The sequence below is a fragment of the Tunturiibacter psychrotolerans genome (assembly GCF_051013365.1).
Lineage (GTDB): Bacteria > Acidobacteriota > Terriglobia > Terriglobales > Acidobacteriaceae > Edaphobacter > Edaphobacter psychrotolerans_A.
This window is the reverse complement of sequence record NZ_CP132941.1, coordinates 5,787,360-5,803,505: the sequence shown is the minus strand read 5'-3', so window position 1 is coordinate 5,803,505 and position 16,146 is coordinate 5,787,360. Positions and strand designations below refer to the sequence as shown.

Sequence of the window (16,146 nt, the reverse complement as noted above, 5' to 3'; positions counted from 1 at the left end):
CCGCATCCAACAACCATGGACTTAACTCCCCAAGACCATCTCTTCGTCCTAACCGGAGCCGGCATCTCCGCCGAAAGCGGCCTGGCCACCTTCCGCGGCTCCGGCGGCCTTTGGAATGGCTATCGCGTCGAACAGGTCGCCACCCCCGAAGCCTGGGCCGCCGACCCCGAGCTAGTCTGGCACTTCTACTCGCAACGCCGCCGCAACGCAGTCTCTGCCCAACCCAACGCAGCCCACCTGGCCCTGGCCAAAATCGAAGAGCAGCTAGGCGACCGCTTCTATCTCTGCACCCAAAACGTTGACGACCTCCACGAGCGCGCCGGCTCCCAACGCATCCACCACATGCACGGCAGCCTCTTCGAATCCCGCTGCACCCGCTGCAACCAGCCCTTCCCCGACACCGCTCTCTACGAAACCGCCGAAACCCTCCCCCTCTGCGCCAAATGCAGAGCACCCGTCCGCCCGCACATCGTCTGGTTCGGCGAGATCCCCCTCGACATGGACACCATCTACCGCAAACTCGACCGTGCCACTGTCCTCCTCGTCGTAGGCACTTCAGGCTCCGTCTATCCCGCCGCGGGCTTCGTCCATATCGCCAACCAGCGCCGCATCCACACCGTCTACGTCGGGCCCGAAGAGCCTCTCAACCGCGAAGCCTTCGACGAGATCCTCCTCGGCAACGCCACCCAAGTGCTTCCCTCGCTCTTCCAAGAAGATCATTCAAACCTCCCACGCTACTTTTAGAAGCACTATGTAAATCAATGAAAATAAGCTACTTATTAATAGTTCCTATTGACACAGGTTCTATACTGAATTCATAGCATCACTCGCAAAGTCCGGCCACCAAGCCGGACTTTTTCATTTAACTCACACGCAAAGTTCGAATCCAGAAGTCCGGACTCAAGCCGCTTCTTTTGAAGACTTTGCACAACAAGTACCCCCGTGGGGAGGGGCCTCATGCAAGCAGTCATCAACTCGGTCATCGACAAACCGAAACGCTATCAATGCCGCCACATCTTCACCGACGGCCACCGCTGCGGCAGCCCATGCCTGCGCGGCGAAGAGCTCTGCTACTACCATCACACCACCCGCAAACCCGCCACCGGAGCGCGTCGCCGCCGCTGCCGCCGCTCCGCCTTCGACCTGCCTCTGCCAGAAGATCGCTCCGCCATCCAATCCTCCATCGGCCAGGTCCTCCAGCGCATCGCCTCCAACGATATCGACCCGCGCCGCGCCGGACTCCTCCTCTACGGCCTCCAGATCGCAAGCCTCAACCTGCCCCGCGATCTCGCCCCATCCCGCGCAACCGTAGCCGAAACCGTCGAAGAGATCATCCTCGACCCCGCTCTCGGCACACTCGCTCCACGCTCAGAGGCAGGCTTGGAGGTCTCCCGCCGCAGCCCAGTCGCGGCGCTCTTCGATCGGCTCGGCCAACTCGGAATCACGGAAGAAGACTCCCTCAACACGTCAGAACCACTCCACGCAGCCGCTCCTCCCACCGAGGCTCAAACCGAAGATCGAGTCGAGGCCCAGGTCGAAGATCAGGTCGAGCCCCAAGCCAGGCATCAGATCCTTCCCACCCTCCATGCCGCTGCCGGCGAGCTAACCCACACGCCGCCGTACCATCGCAAGCGCGGTCAGATCTTCATCTTCCACATCTTTGCCAAAAGGAAGATTCTGAAGGCTATACCAGGGGATCTGTCTGAACTCGCTCGCAGCCCTCAGCGTAGCCCGGCAAAGCTCCGTAGCCGACTCCGACGCAAAGCCCGGCGCCGTCTGCTCCAGCAGCGGAATCAGCCGCTCCACACCGAAGTGAGTTCGTCCATGCCGAGTCTCCATCACGCCCTTGGTCACCATCAGCAGCTTCGCCCCCGGCTCAAACGCCTGCATCACAGGCTCATGCGTCAGGTGCGTAAACAAACCCAGCGGCACCGAAGCACTGGCCAGAACCCGCGCACCCTCCGAGTCATGAAAAACAGCCGTCATCCCGCCCGCGTTCACATAAGCAAGAATCCCCAACGCAAGATCGTAGCAACCAATAAATGTCGGTGCGAAGCGGACGCCATGCGCAGCCCTCAGCAACTCATGGTTGATCTCCTGGACCAGTTGCGCAGTCGCATCCATCACGTTCGTGCCCTCCATCCCGAGAAGCTCCGTGCCCCGGCGACGAAACGTATCCTGAACCTCTGCGGCAATCGACTGCGTCTCCTCTTTGGTCCCCGCAATATCTGCCAGCAGAAAAATCACATGCGATCCGAGGTTGATCGCATCAAAAAAATCTCCACCCGTCCGCGCCGAATCATACTGAGCATGCAGATCAAGACCCTCCAACCTTTCCAACTCCATACGGCGAGGAGTTCGACCGACCGCAGGGGACCCCACTTCAGACGACATAAGGACATGCTCCAACCAACTAATCTTTCCGCGATTGTAACGCCGCCCGTTACCGACTGGCCGAGCGAATGTCGTCTGCAAGTTAACGGGTCATGTCGTTTCGAACGAATCTCAAGCATCGCGCAAAAGGGAAGTCAACAAACTACACTCCCTGTCTACTGCGTAGAAACCAACGAAATCAGATCACCTTCCACCAGACCATGAGCCAAGCGACCGGCCCGGTGGAGAAAGCCCCGCCCACGAGCCTCCACCAATCTTGATATTCTGACCTTCAGAACCAGACAGAGAGAAACCAAGTCACCATGCCCAAAGCACCAGTCGTCCTCACCATCCTCGACGGATGGGGTTACCGCGCCGAGACCCACGGCAACGCCATCGCCCAGGCCCGCAAGCCCACCTACGACGCTCTCCTCCGCGACTTCCCCAACACCCTCCTCCGCGCCAGCGAACACTTCGTCGGCCTCCCCGACGGCCAGATGGGCAACAGCGAAGTCGGCCACCTCAACCTCGGCGCCGGCCGCATCGTCCGCATGGACATGACCCGCATCGACACCGCCATCCTCGACGGCTCCCTCTACACCGACCCAACCCTGGTACGTGCCTACGAACTAGCCGCCCAGAAGGGAAGAGCCCTCCACCTCATCGGACTCCTCTCCGACGGCGGCGTCCACTCCCACCAGCGCCACCTCTACGCCCTCCTCCGCATGGCCGCCGAACACAAGCTCACCCGCGTCTTCGTCCATGCCTTCATGGACGGCCGCGACACCATGCCCACCAGCGGCCTCGGCTACCTCGAGGACCTTCTCCGCAAGTTCAACGAGTACAACGTCGGCCTCTTGTCCAGCGTCAGCGGCCGCTACTATGCCATGGACCGCGACTGTCGCTGGGAAAAGGAAAAACCAGCCTTCGACGCAATGGTCACCGGCAATCCCGAAGGAGGCCGCTATAACGGCCCCACCGCCCGCATCCGCGAGCTCTACAACAACGGCATCACCGACGAGTTCATCCCACCCTTTACCTGCATGAACCCAACGGACGACACACCCGTCGGCCTCATCCGCGACCACGACGTAGTCATCAACTTCAACTATCGCGCCGATCGCGCCCGCCAGATCACCCGCGTCCTGACACGCAAGTCCGGCCTGACCGCAGACCCCATCGGTAGCCAGGGCCTCGCGCTCCCCAAAGCCACAGAACTCGAAGCAGAGATACCCTTCAGCAGCATCCCCGCCGACCTCCACTACGTCTGCATGACGCAATACGACAAAAACTTCAAGCTCCCCATCGTCATCCCCGCCGAGTCGATGGATAATCTCCTCGCCAACCTCATGTCGCAGGCAAACCTTCGCAACCTCCGCGTAGCCGAGACGGAGAAGTACGCCCACGTCACCTACTTCTTCAACGGCGGCATCGAAAAGCCCTTCTCCGGCGAAGACCGCGCACTCATCGACTCACAAAAGGTAGCTACCTACGACCTCGCCCCCGAGATGTCAGCCGCAGGCATCGCCGACGCCGTCATCAAAGCCATCAGCGACACCGCCTTCGACGTCATCATCGTTAACTTCGCCAACGCCGACATGGTCGGTCACTCCGGCATGATGGAACCCACCATCCGCGCCGTCGAAACCGTCGACACACAACTAGGCCGCATCTATCGCGAGATCAAGCAACGCGGCGGCTCACTCCTCGTCACTGCCGACCACGGAAACGCCGAGATGCTCATCGACCCCGCCACCGGTGGCCCCCACACTGCCCACACCACCAACCCCGTCCCCTTCCTCTACGTCACCGAAGAAGGCAACAAGCCAACCCTCCGCGAAGGCGGCAGCCTCCGCGACATCTCCCCCACCATCCTGTCGCTCCTCAACCTGGACCAACCCAACCAAATGACCGGCGGCAATCTCCGCACAACTCACACGCCCAAATGACATGCGTTGCAGGGAGAAAAATCCGCTCTTATTGCAATGGTGCTGAGATTTTTGGTTGTCATTCCGCAGAGAAGCGGAGGAATCTGCTTTTAGTCTCCGCTCGCTCCGTCCACTGCCAGGAATTCGAGGTAAGGTTTGGATATCGTCGCAATCCTATCTGTCGCAGACTCTTTCATAGAATCTCTAGTATCCCTCGCGAACGTCACGTCGATCTTGATGTAGGGGCAACGCTTGTAAACATAGTGATTCTGGTCACGGGAAGACAAACTTCCCTCGGTGGTGAAGTATTTCAAGATGTCGGCACGGGTCTTGCCCGTGCGCAAGTCGTCCACGATTCTGATGACTGTGCCGATCTCGTGTTGGAGAGTCGGATCGCTCTGCCAAAGTTGGTTTGAGGCCTGACCTTGTGCTAGGCCATATATAAAGAAAAAAGCTAGACAACAAATGCCGATCTTTCTCAAGATAGTGTTACCTCACGATACGATCGCCACCGTACCATCCGCCCTCTTCGTAAACGCATGTATCAACCGGCCCTGTTCATCCAGGTGCCGCAGCGTCAACAACTCCGGCGTAACTTGAAGGTCGCTGAACCCATAAACGCGTTGCGCATAAGGCCCACGCTGAGCCTCATCGATCAACAGCGGATACAGATCCGCCCCACCGCCGCCCGACAAAACAAAGGAAGTCGGATGCCCATCGAACTCCAGGTGCTGCATATCATGGTCATGTCCCGCCAGATACAGATGCACCTTATGCTTCCGCAACAACGGCTCCCAATCCCGAACCAGCACCTTATGATCCCCATGCGGCCCATTCGAAAAGATCGGATGATGCCCCATCACAATAAGAAACGGAGTCTTCCGCGGCTTCTCCAACTCTGCCGCCAGCCAAGCCAACTGCTCCGCCTGCTGCTCCGGAGTAAGCGTAAAGTTCACTCCAGCCGCCTGAGGCCCTTCAGGCCGCGGCATATTGCTATCCAGTGCAATCACCGTCATCAAAGGCTTCTTCACCGGAAACTCAAAGCTGTACCAAAGCGAAGGCATCGTCCAGCGCGTACCACCCAACTTCGCATACTCCAGCTCAGCCGCCACTTTACTCTGCGGCATCCGCTGATAATCGTGGTTCCCCGCAATCGCATACGCCGGACAATCAAACACACTCTTCGGATACATCTCTTCAAACTGCGTCTGCCAACGCACATCCTTCACACCGCCCGGCAGAGGCCCATACCAGTTATCCCCAAGCATCAGCAGCGCTTCGGTGGTGAACCCCTGTCCACGCACATAAGCCTGCATCGCCTTCGCCACACGGCTCTGTGCCTCGAAGTTCTCATATCCCCAATCGCCCACCATCAGCAGCCGCGACGCACCGGTCGCCGAACCGATCTGCTTCGAACTCGCAAGCGACGGCAAAGCACCCAAGCCAGCCAACGCACTAAACGCGAAACTCTGGCGCAGAAAACTCCGCCGCGAAACTACTTCACTCGGACCCATGAACCACCCGTTTGGTTATCTATGTTCGTACAAAGACTTAGACGAATCACCCCCGTCAAAAGCCGCGAAGGGAACAGCTAAAACTCGCGCCGTCCTTCCATCGCCCGCGTCATCGTCACCTCATCGGCATATTCGATATCGCTTCCCGCCGGCACACCCGTGGCAATTCTCGTCACCTTCACATCAGCCTTTGTCTTCCGCAACTCCAGCGCCAGATATCCCGCCGTAGCCTCTCCCTCTGTCGTCGGCGAGGTCGCCAGAATCACCTCATCCACCTCAGCCAAACGAGTCAGCAGATTCGCAATCCGCAACTGCTCCGGCCCCACCCCGCCAATCGGCGAAAGTGTCCCATGCAACACGTGATATACGCCGTGATAACTCCGCGTCTTCTCAATGGTCCCTATATTCGTCGGCTCTTCCACCACGCAAACCAACCGCTGACTCCGCACCGGACTCGTGCAATATCCACAAGGATCAACATCCGTAATGTTGTTGCAGATCGAGCAAAGCCGCAGGTGTAGCTTCAACTCCCGTATAGCCACCGACAGCGCCTCAGCATCCTCCGCCGACGATCGCAGCACATGAAACGCCAGCCGCTGTGCGCTCTTGCTCCCAATTCCCGGCAGCTTCCTAAGCTCTTCAATCAGCCGCGACATCGGCTCCGCAAAGCGATTGGGGTTAGCACCAAAAGAACCAGCCACTTATCCCAACCCCGGTAGATCCGGCAGACCTAATCCACCCATCATTCCTGCTACGCTCGACTTCATCGCCTCATCCGCACGTCGCCCCGCTTCATTCACCGCTGCAGCAATCAAATCCTCCAGCAACTCCAGATCGCTCGCCGAACTCCCCATCGCAGTCGGCTCAATCTTCACCCGCAATACCTCTTTCTTGCCGTTCATCCGGACGGTCACTACGCCGCCGCCGCTCGAAGCTTCTACCACCGTTGCAGCGAGCTTCTTCTCCATCTGCTCCTGCATCTGCTTCGCCTGCCCCATCATCTCTTTCATTTTTCCCAGATCAGAAAAATCCATCATCCCTCCAGTGCTGTCATGAGTGACTAGTCGTTGTCCCGCAGATCGATCACATTTCGAATCTCGGCATTGAACAACGTCTGAGCCCTCTGCACGATTGGATGCTCCATAGCCTTTGCTTGGACGCTACCACTTTTCACCGCTCGCGGTTTTTTCGCATTGGCAGCGTTCTTTACGCCCGGCAGCAACACCAGCTTCAATGCCCCAGCATCAGCGTCCCGAAGCGCAGCCTTCACCAACTTCTCCACCTCGGCATTGATCACCAAGGGCAGCATCGTCTTCGACAGTTCCGTCTGCACCCGGATCTCGCCTTCCGTCACCGTCCACTCCGCGTCCGCCAACGCATCGGCCGGCGTCGCCTGGTTCTTCGCCGCCAACAAAGCATCAACGGCCACCCTCTGGAACTCCTCTGCAGAATGTAACGCAGCTGGTTGCATATTCAACCTGCTCTCGGTCTTTGCACTCTCCCCCTGCGCAACTGCCTCCAATCTTGCAACCGCCGTCTCCGCCAGATCCCCTAACTCCAACAGCGCAGACCCCTTCGCATCACCATCCGTCAGCACCATCTCTGCAGGCGTCGCAACGGAGACCGGCATCGGTACCGCCACAGGCACAGGCATCGGAGCCGCAATCGGCACAACCGGAGCCGCAACAGGAACAACAGGAACCACAATCGGTGCTGCCACCACGGCTTTCTCATCAAACCGGTTTCTACTCTGATCCTTTTCAAAGGGAGAAAAAGCCGGTCTCGCGCTCGCTACCGTGGCGCTCGTCTCAAGCACACGCGCCGCCGCCCCTCCGCCCACTGGATTCCTCGGTGGCGCGGCAGCAGGCGCACTCACTGTCCTCGCCGTTGCCACACCTGGGCCGGGCCTCGCCCCGCCGGCAACAGGGAACTGACTCAACACCGCTTCAATCGGCAAAAGCCGCCGCAGATGCACCAATTTAAGCAAGCCCAGCTCAAAGTGAAACCTCTGCTCTTGCCTATATCCCAGCTCATCGAACGTCTTCAACATCACCTGCAGAAACCGAGTCAGCTCCTCTTCACTGAACAGCGCAGCAGACCGCCCCGCACGCCGCTGCTCATCCGCCGAGATCTGCAGCAACTCTCCCGCAACCCCATCTGCACCCGCGCCATCGACGCCGATGCCGGCAATCTTCGCAATCACCGTATTCCGCAGATACCTCACAAACTGCCGCGCCAACTGCGCCGGAGAGTTCCCCGCATCCAGCAGCTGATTTGCAACCGTAATCACCTCGGCGCTCCGATTCCAATCCACCGCCTCGAGAATCCGCTCAAACACCGCATTCGGAACCGTCCCCATCAACTCCCGAATCTGTCCCGCATCCAGCCGTGCACGCCCATCTTCCACCGGCGCGCTCGCAATCGCCTGGTCCATAATCGAAAGCGCATCGCGCATCGACCCATCGCCAGCCTCCGCGAGTAGACTCAGCGCAGCCTCATCCGCATCCACACCCTCACGCTCTGCAATCCCGCGCAACTCGCCAAGAATGTCCACCAGTTTCACCGCATGAAAGCTGAAGTGCTGACATCGCGACCGCACCGTCTGCGGAATATCCTCCGGCTGTGTTGTCGCCATCATGAAGACAATATGATCCGGCGGCTCCTCCAGCGTCTTCAGCAATGCATTGAACGCCGCATCCGTAATCTGGTGGGCTTCGTCCAGGATGTAGATCTTGTACTTATCCCGCGCCGGCCGATATCGCGCCGCATCCCGCAACTCACGAATCTCGTCGATGCCACGGTTGGTCGCCGCATCGATCTCGATCACATCGACCGCATTTCCCGCCCTGATCTCCGTGCAGCTCTCGCACACCTCGCAGGGCTCTGCCGTCGGTCGCACCGCCGAGCCAATCGCATTGCGGCAGTTCAGCGCCATCGCAAGAATGCGTGCAATCGTTGTCTTCCCTATGCCGCGATGTCCGCTGAAGATATATCCATGCGCTATCCGACCTTGCGTCAGCGCATTCATCAACGTCACGGTAACGTGATCCTGTCCCGCAACATCCGCGAAACGCTGAGGCCGGTATTTCCTTGCAAGAACCTGATATGCCATATGGAAAGTAGGGAAGTCGCGATCGTCGCAACAACTCGTCAACGTCTATTGTATCGTCCACCAGCGGAGCGTTTATCATCAGCGCAGTATGGCGCCGCAGGCGCGTCAGCCTCGATGGCAGATCGCGCCGTGAGCGCAGCACGCTTTCAGTCTTTGCCTGGCAAAACGTAGAAAACTACCGCCCAGCCCGAACCGCAGCCCGCGCCTTCCGAGCCCGCCGCTTCACCTCAGCATCGCTGAACATCGTCCCCCGGCACTTCGCGGCACCACAATAGCAGTTCTGTTCATCATCGTCGCTGTCATAGAGGTTGTACTCATACGTCAGCTCCTCTCCCGCCGCGATATCCCGAATCGCAACGATGAACACCCGACCGTCCACGTTGTCCGATTCACAGTTCGGGTCGCACGAGTGGTTGATAAACATCGCGGTCCCAAACCCATCGATCACCAACCCATTCTCCCCACAGCTGAACAGGTAGGTAATATCGCGGTCCTGATACCTATCATCCGCCTCGTCTTTGGTAAACCTCGGCCCGTCATACTCGCAGACCCGCTTGCCCTTTTTTATCGCTCGAGTTGTATAGCAGCCCGCCGCATGAATCGACGAAGAACGAATAATGAGTCCATCAACCATAGTCAAAGAAGTTCCATCAAATAAAATAGAGGCAGGGAAGCAGCCTGGGTCAGCTGACTATAACAAACCACCGCGCAACATCGTCAAAGTATCAAACAAGAACTCCGAATCCCTATGGCAATCGGTCTTAAAATCCGCGCATCGCTCGCCGCCTTCCTCTTCTCCGCGGCCTGCCACGCACAGAGTGCGCCCGCGCAAAATCAACCAGCCCCATGCCCGGCCCCGAGCCAGAACGCCTCTCAACCATCCACGCCGTGCCCGCCGCCGGCAAAAAAACCTTCAACCGCCGAACAGTTCCCGTTCCCCGGCGCTCCCGCAAAACCCGCACCACCTGCAACCCCTGCACCCGACTCGCCCGGTGCCACAACTCCCTCATCTGCCGCAACCGAACACCCCTTCCCAACCACACCAGCCCCCGCTCTCCCCGGAGACGACTCCAGTAGCAGCAGTGGAAGTAGCAACAGTGACAGTAGCAGCAGCTCCAGCGGCACAGATTCAGACGTCCCTGACACCGACATGCCCAAACCCGGCGCCGAAGGCAGCTCCGTCCATCGCAAACTCCCCAAGGTCGCGCGTGTCCAGACCGACGACGAGCGTGTCGACGAAGACCTGCGAGTCGCCAAGTTCTACATGCGTGACGACAACCTGAAAGGCGCCTATCTCCGCGCACAGGACGCCGTCAAAACCCAGCCCGAATATTCAGCTGCTCACTACGCCCTCGCCGAGATCGCGGAAAAGATGAAGAAGAAAGACGAAGCAATTGCCGAGTTCGAGACCTATCTCAAACTGGACCCCGACGGCGAAAAAGCAAAAGAAGCCCGCAAAGCACTGAACGAGCTCAAGTAATCTTGCCTCAAACAAGACACCGCTCACCCCCGCAGAGAACACTAGCCGCCACCCCTCGAACCGGTGTAACGTGATCCTGCTTATGAACACCACCCTCCACCGTCTTCAGCGCGAGATCGCCTTCTCCCTCGACGGACTCGACGCCGCCCAAACCCAGCTCCAGCCACCCGCGCGCCCGCACAAATGGACCATTCAGCAGATCATGGAACACCTTCTGCTCAGCTACTCCGGCACAGAGATGGCCTTGAACGCGCGCCTCACCAAGCGAACCCCCACCCGCGCAAAGCCCAGCGTCCCACAGCATATGGCCCAGTACACTCTCATCCATCTCGGCTACTTCCCGCATGGACGCAAAGCCCCGCCGCTGGTCACGCCTGCGGTCACAGACCGCCAACTCTGCGGAGAAGAACTCACCAACGCTGCGGCCGAACATCTGGCACATCTCGATCAGCTATGTGCTGAGGCAGAAGAGATCTTTGGCACAACCTGCCGGTTCGCCAGCCACATGGCCCTCGGGCCGCTCAACGTCAACCAGTGGAGAAAGTTTCAGCTCATCCATGGCGAGCATCACCTCAAACAAATTCTCGCCATCCGCAAAGCCCACAATCTATCGCCGATCGAACGTACAACTCACTGAGCACACCCCAATCGCTCACTACCCCTCCGACTCACCCAGCACACTCTCAACCTGCTCTTCGTCCAGATCGTCCTCCACCCGCAGATAGCGCCGCATATACCGCAGTGGCTCCTCAGCCGCCGCCATCTCCTTCAGGTGATAGAGCCATGCATCCTCACGCGCACTCCGCCGCGTGTATCCCTTGCGCTGCACCGTCCCAATCGAGCCGTCCTTCATCCTGCGGGTAAACGACTGCATCGGAACCTGAAACGTCATCAACTCGCCCGGCTTCCAGAAGCTCGACGCAAACTCATGAGAGAAAAGCAACGCATAGTAACGCCGCTCCGCCGCCAGCACCTCTACAGCGTGGCGAGCGTTCTGCCACGGTAAACCCAGCTTCCCCACATACCATCTACGAAATTCGAACCCGTTAGTGCGCGCCTGCCCGACCAGCAACTGAAGCAACTCGACCCGTGTCATAAAGTCCGTTTCACTCTGTAGGAAGATACCGCGGCTCTCGCCAACTTCCGGTGCCCAAAGAGTACAGTCTGCCATGACGCGCGTCCAATTCCGTGTACCCTACCTCAGACACGTTCTCTCGATCGGAATCTGTCACAGAAGACATCAAATACCTCAGCGCTTTGTACACCAGGCCCGGAGAAGAATCATAAAACGCAGCGTGAAACCACTCAGTTTTTTCCTCGCCTTCCTGCTGGCTGCCACAGCCAACTCGCAGACCTATAACCCTGCCGCCCATACCGACCCCGTCAACCTCACCCCCGAGGTCCACGACGCCTTCGAACACTTCTATGCCCTCGACTACGAAGGCGCTCTCTCACGCTTCGAAGCAGTCCAACTCACCCACCCGCAGAGCGCCATCGCCATCGGCAACGTCCTTCTCACCATCGTCTTCCGCGAACTCTATCGCCAGGACCTCCTCGACACCACCTACTACGCGCACGACTCCTTCCTCACCTCAAGACGCAACGTGCCCGTTCCTCAGCCCGTCCGCGATCGCATCGAATCGCTCACCAACTCCGCCGTAGCGCTCGCCGATCAGCAGATCAACGCCAACCCCAACGACGCCAACGCCTACTTCGCCCGCGGATACGCTCGCGGCCTGCACGCCGCCTTTATCACTCTCTGCGACCACAGTTATGTCGCCGCAGCCCGCCAAGGCCTGGCCTCTCGCAACGACAGCGAAGCTACTCTCAAAATCGATCCTCAGTACGCCGACGCCAAGATGGCCATGGGCATCCAGCAGTTTGCCGTCGCCAGTCTCCCTCGCCTCGTCCGGATGCTCGTCGGCATCGCAGGAGTAGGAGGCAACAAAGAAAAGGGTCTCGATCTTCTCCGCGAATCCGCCGCTCACGGCATCGTCACTCCCATCGAATCCCGCACCGCCCTCTCGCTCTTCCTGCGCCACGACGGACGCTACGCAGAGGCCATCGTCGTTCAAAAGGGTCTCGCCGACCAATACCCCCACGACTACCTCTTCCGCCTCGAGGTCGCGAACCTCACCAAGGACTCCGGCAACGGACCGGGAGCCATCGCTCTCTACCGCGCCATCCTCGCCGACGCGCAAAATCCCACCTACTTCGTTGAGCCGCGCCTCCACATGGCCTACTTCGGCCTCGCCGACACAGAACGCGGTCAGAACCAAATCGCCGAAGCCGCGCAAGACTATCTCCGAGCCGCTGCCCAGCCCACATGCAGCGACTGGATCCGCCGCCGAGCCCAACTCAACGCCGGCGAAATGTTCGACCTTCTCCACAGACGCGACGAAGCCACCAGGCAATATCAGCTAGCGTCAGCCGGAGGAGGCGACCAATCTCAATCCGATGCCGCCCACCGCTACCTCAAGACCCCCTACGTAGGAAAATAAAAAAGTACACCCGCCACGAAGTGGCCGCACCACCCGCAGTGGGCCCGTCCGGCAGGACATACGCGGCGAAGCAAGCGCCAAGCAAGAGTCGTCACCCGCACTCATCGCCCGCAAATCCTGCTAGCCTTTTCACACCTATGCGATTCCCTCCCCACCTAGCCGCCGTCCTCGCATTTACCGCAACCCTCTGCGCCCAACAACCACCCCAAACCAACACCAGCATCCTCGACGCCAACGGCACCGCGCACGTCACCCGCGTCGTCCCCGTGCCCACCACCATCAGTCCCGAGGCTCAGGCCACCCTCCGCCGTCCCGCCGGAGCCGAAAACCAAACCCTCGCCGAACGCCGCACCTCCACCGACGCCTGGCAGACCCACGCCGGCGAAGTCTCCCTTAAAGCCTATCCAGTCAAGATCGAATCCCTCACCATCGCCGGTGTGCCCGTCCGCAATGTCATCCCCCTCGACGAAACTCCCCAGCACCCTGACCGCGTCCTCATCAACGTCCACGGCGGTGGCTTCAACTCCGACTCCGGCTCCTTCACCGAATCCATCCCCATCGCCAACCTCACCCACACCCGCGTCGTCTCCGTCCTCTACCGCCTCGCTCCCGAGCACCCCTTTCCCGCCGCCGTCGACGACACCATCGCCGTCTACCGCGACCTCCTCAAAACCTACAACCCCTCCCACATCGCCCTCTACGGCACCTCTGCCGGAGCAATCCTTACCGCCGAAGTAGCCGTCCGCCTCAAACAACTCAACCTCCCCCTCCCCGGCGCGCTCGGCATCTTCGCCGGCACAGGCGACTTCAGCCAAACAGCAGACTCACAGGCGATGTACGCCCTGCACGGCCTCACCGGCAGCCTTCCCGTCGCCGGAACCCAACCCCGCAACACCGAGTACACCGGCACCACCGACCCCAAAGACCCCGTACTCTCGCCCCTCTACGCAGATCTTCACGGCATGCCCCCGACCCTCTTCATCACCAGCGGTCGCGACTCCCAGCTAAGCGGCACCATCATCCTCCACCGCGCCTTCCTCCGTAGCGGCGACGACGCGCGCCTCATCGTCTTCGAAGCTCTCACTCACGCCTTTTGGAACGACGTCAGCCTCCCCGAGACCAAAGAGGCCTACGCCTACATGGCCGACTTCTTCTCCCAACAGCTAAATCACTAGCAACACACGCGGGTTGCTGGCTCACACTGGAACCGGCAACCCCAGCCTTACGTATTCAATCTCAGAGAGCGTATGGCAAAATAGAAGCTCTTGGAGACGCCCATGTTCTGTACCCAGTGTGGCAATAAAGTCGATCCTTCCTCCCGTTTCTGTACTGCCTGCGGAGCACCCGCAGCCGCTGTTCCGCCTCCCATGGGCAGCTACCCAAACACAGGACAGCTCACCCGCCCACGCCACAACCGCATGATCGCCGGCGTCTGCGCTGGCTTCGCTCTCCACTACGGCTGGGACCTCAACCTCGTCCGCGTCCTCACAGCTCTCATGATCGTCCTCACCGGCGTCGGCGCCATCGCCTACATCGCCGCCTGGGTCATCATCCCCGAAGCACCCTACGCCCTTCCCGCAAAGAGCATCTAAATCTTGCCCAAAAAGACCCCCTCCGCCCCTCCGCCCGAAACACGCCCCAGCCCACGACCCTTCGCCTACCGCAATCGCCTCCTCCACTGCGACGGAGCGGACCTCACCGCCCTTGCCGCTGAACACGGCACCCCACTCTACATCTACTCCGCGCATCAAATCTCCCACCGCTTTCAACTCTTCGCAGAAGCCTTCGCCAGCCGCCCCCACACCATCTGCTACGCCGTCAAAGCAAACTCCTCCCTCGCCATCCTGCGTCTCCTGGCAAAGCAGGGAGCAGGCTTCGACATCGTCTCCGGTGGCGAACTCGAACGCGTCCGCAAAGCGCACAAGCCGGCCCTCAAAAAAGTAGTCTTCTCTGGCGTCGGCAAACAAATCTGGGAGATCGACGCCGCCCTCAACGCCGACATCCTCCTCTTCAACGTCGAGTCCGAAGCCGAGCTCCATCTCCTCGCCGCTCGCGCCGAAGCCTGCAACAAAGTCGCCCGCTTCGCCCTCCGCGTCAACCCCGACGTCTTCGCCGAAACCCACCCATACATCTCCACCGGTCTCAGCGAGCACAAGTTCGGCATCGACATCAAAGCCGCACGCGCCATCTATCGCGCCGCAAAAAAATCAAAGTGGCTCGACCCCGCCGGTGTCTCCGTCCACATAGGCTCACAGATCCGCAAAGTAGATCCCTTCGCCGCCGCCCTCACCCGCGTCACCAGCCTCATCGCCGACCTCCGTAAGGACGGCCACAACATTCGCTACGTCGATGCAGGCGGTGGCCTCGGCGTCGACTACGGCGCAACAGCATTCGATCCAGCAAAGCAAGTTTCAAAGTACGCCGCCGCCCTCACTAAAGGCCTCGGCACCGAATCAGCCCATCTCCTCCTTGAGCCCGGCCGCTTCATCATCGCGCAAGCTGGCGCGCTCCTCACCCGCGTCCTCTACGTGAAGAAAAACGGCGCAAAAACCTTCATCATCACCGACGCCGGCATGAACGATCTCATCCGCCCCGCGCTCTACCACGCGCACCACGAGATAATCCCCATCAAACAGCCAGCAGGGAAGTCAACACTCATGGCCGACATCGTAGGTCCCGTCTGCGAATCAGGCGACTTCTTCGCCCGCGACCGCATCCTCCCACCCGTCAAACCAAACGACCTGGTCCTGCTCCTCGACGCCGGAGCCTACGGCATGTCGCAAACCTCCAACTACAACTCCCGCCCCCGCCCCGCCGAACTCCTCATCGACGGCGCCACCACGAAACTCATCCGCCGCCGCGAAACCATGCGCGACCTCCTCGCCCCCGAACTGCTCTAGCTTCCTGGCAGTCCTTGCTGTTGTCTTTCTTGTTGTCATCCCCGAAGGGGATCTGCGGTTGCCCTTGTCTTTGCGGTTGTCTGTTTTTTTGTTGTCATTCCGCAGCGAGCGGAGGGACCTGCGGTCGCCATGGTTTTTGCGGTTGTCTGTTTTTTTGTTGTCATTCCGCAGCGAAGCGGAGGAATCTGCGGTTGCCGTCGTCTTTCATTCGCACAGGAAGACATCTCTTCAAACAACAAACATCGGTCATCTCGACCGAAGCTACTCACAGCCTCATCGTGAGTAGCGCAGTGAAGAGCCCCCCGCATTACGCATCCGCTTCAGGCAACATCACAGCA

The 16,146-nt window shown here is 59.7% G+C and carries 16 protein-coding genes; 8 read left to right on the top strand and 8 right to left on the bottom strand.

The genetic code is table 11. The annotated features are described in order from the left end of the window. Nucleotides 1-15: 15 nt before the first annotated feature. The gene (locus tag RBB76_RS24710) at nucleotides 16-744 is read left to right on the top strand and encodes an SIR2 family NAD-dependent protein deacylase (RefSeq protein ID WP_429633708.1); all 729 of its coding nucleotides are present in this window, start codon (nucleotides 16-18) and stop codon (nucleotides 742-744) included. A gap of 156 nt (nucleotides 745-900) precedes the next feature. Here the strand turns inward: RBB76_RS24710 and RBB76_RS24705 are convergent, their stop codons facing one another. Together RBB76_RS24705 and RBB76_RS24700 are read right to left on the bottom strand one after the other, a co-directional pair. Then, nucleotides 901-1,176, bottom strand: a complete 276-nt coding sequence (locus RBB76_RS24705; RefSeq protein WP_429633706.1) for a hypothetical protein — start codon at nucleotides 1,174-1,176, stop codon at nucleotides 901-903. 426 nt (nucleotides 1,177-1,602) lie between these two features. Continuing rightward, nucleotides 1,603-2,394 (bottom strand): PP2C family protein-serine/threonine phosphatase, encoded by a 792-nt coding sequence (locus RBB76_RS24700; protein ID WP_429633702.1) that lies wholly within the window; start codon nucleotides 2,392-2,394, stop codon nucleotides 1,603-1,605. Nucleotides 2,395-2,696: 302 nt separating this feature from the next. Between RBB76_RS24700 and gpmI the strand changes: the two genes are divergently transcribed. Beyond that, the gene (gene gpmI, locus RBB76_RS24695; RefSeq protein ID WP_429633700.1) at nucleotides 2,697-4,322 is read left to right on the top strand and encodes a 2,3-bisphosphoglycerate-independent phosphoglycerate mutase; all 1,626 of its coding nucleotides are present in this window, start codon (nucleotides 2,697-2,699) and stop codon (nucleotides 4,320-4,322) included. A 473-nt stretch (nucleotides 4,323-4,795) separates the two neighbouring features. Here the strand turns inward: gpmI and RBB76_RS24690 are convergent, their stop codons facing one another. From RBB76_RS24690 to RBB76_RS24670, 5 genes are all read right to left on the bottom strand, one after another. Further along, nucleotides 4,796-5,815 (bottom strand): metallophosphoesterase, encoded by a 1,020-nt coding sequence (locus RBB76_RS24690; RefSeq protein WP_429633698.1) that lies wholly within the window; start codon nucleotides 5,813-5,815, stop codon nucleotides 4,796-4,798. 77 nt (nucleotides 5,816-5,892) lie between these two features. Continuing rightward, complete coding sequence (recR, locus tag RBB76_RS24685; protein ID WP_429633969.1) at nucleotides 5,893-6,471, bottom strand: recombination mediator RecR; 579 nt, start codon at nucleotides 6,469-6,471, stop codon at nucleotides 5,893-5,895. Nucleotides 6,472-6,516: 45 nt separating this feature from the next. Beyond that, nucleotides 6,517-6,849 (bottom strand): YbaB/EbfC family nucleoid-associated protein, encoded by a 333-nt coding sequence (locus RBB76_RS24680; RefSeq protein ID WP_260738734.1) that lies wholly within the window; start codon nucleotides 6,847-6,849, stop codon nucleotides 6,517-6,519. 26 nt (nucleotides 6,850-6,875) lie between these two features. Beyond that, on the bottom strand, nucleotides 6,876-8,927 hold the full coding sequence (gene dnaX, locus RBB76_RS24675) for a DNA polymerase III subunit gamma/tau (protein WP_429633967.1): 2,052 nt from the start codon (nucleotides 8,925-8,927) through the stop codon (nucleotides 6,876-6,878). Nucleotides 8,928-9,102: 175 nt separating this feature from the next. Beyond that, complete coding sequence (locus tag RBB76_RS24670; RefSeq protein WP_429633696.1) at nucleotides 9,103-9,561, bottom strand: SET domain-containing protein; 459 nt, start codon at nucleotides 9,559-9,561, stop codon at nucleotides 9,103-9,105. Between the two features lie 114 nt (nucleotides 9,562-9,675). On the opposite strand from RBB76_RS24670, the gene RBB76_RS24665 reads away from it, so the two are divergent. Continuing rightward, the gene (locus RBB76_RS24665; RefSeq protein ID WP_429633694.1) at nucleotides 9,676-10,407 is read left to right on the top strand and encodes a hypothetical protein; all 732 of its coding nucleotides are present in this window, start codon (nucleotides 9,676-9,678) and stop codon (nucleotides 10,405-10,407) included. A gap of 82 nt (nucleotides 10,408-10,489) precedes the next feature. Further along, nucleotides 10,490-11,044 carry a DUF1569 domain-containing protein gene (locus RBB76_RS24660; protein WP_429633692.1) on the top strand — a complete coding sequence of 185 codons (555 nt, stop codon included), beginning with the start codon at nucleotides 10,490-10,492 and terminating at the stop codon, nucleotides 11,042-11,044. A gap of 18 nt (nucleotides 11,045-11,062) precedes the next feature. On the opposite strand, the gene RBB76_RS24655 is transcribed toward RBB76_RS24660, so the two are convergent. After that, nucleotides 11,063-11,578 carry a hypothetical protein gene (locus RBB76_RS24655; RefSeq protein WP_429633690.1) on the bottom strand — a complete coding sequence of 172 codons (516 nt, stop codon included), beginning with the start codon at nucleotides 11,576-11,578 and terminating at the stop codon, nucleotides 11,063-11,065. Nucleotides 11,579-11,702: 124 nt separating this feature from the next. On the opposite strand from RBB76_RS24655, the gene RBB76_RS24650 reads away from it, so the two are divergent. The 4 genes from RBB76_RS24650 to lysA all read left to right on the top strand — a co-directional run bounded on the left by RBB76_RS24650 (nucleotide 11,703) and on the right by lysA (nucleotide 15,808). Continuing rightward, complete coding sequence (locus RBB76_RS24650; RefSeq protein WP_429633688.1) at nucleotides 11,703-12,908, top strand: tetratricopeptide repeat protein; 1,206 nt, start codon at nucleotides 11,703-11,705, stop codon at nucleotides 12,906-12,908. Between the two features lie 137 nt (nucleotides 12,909-13,045). Next, entirely contained in the window at nucleotides 13,046-14,083 is a 1,038-nt protein-coding gene (locus RBB76_RS24645; protein WP_429633686.1) for an alpha/beta hydrolase, read from the top strand. 102 nt (nucleotides 14,084-14,185) lie between these two features. Then, on the top strand, nucleotides 14,186-14,500 hold the full coding sequence (locus RBB76_RS24640) for a PspC domain-containing protein (protein ID WP_429633684.1): 315 nt from the start codon (nucleotides 14,186-14,188) through the stop codon (nucleotides 14,498-14,500). Nucleotides 14,501-14,503: 3 nt separating this feature from the next. Continuing rightward, the gene (lysA, locus tag RBB76_RS24635; RefSeq protein WP_429633682.1) at nucleotides 14,504-15,808 is read left to right on the top strand and encodes a diaminopimelate decarboxylase; all 1,305 of its coding nucleotides are present in this window, start codon (nucleotides 14,504-14,506) and stop codon (nucleotides 15,806-15,808) included. Nucleotides 15,809-16,146 lie beyond the last annotated feature (338 nt).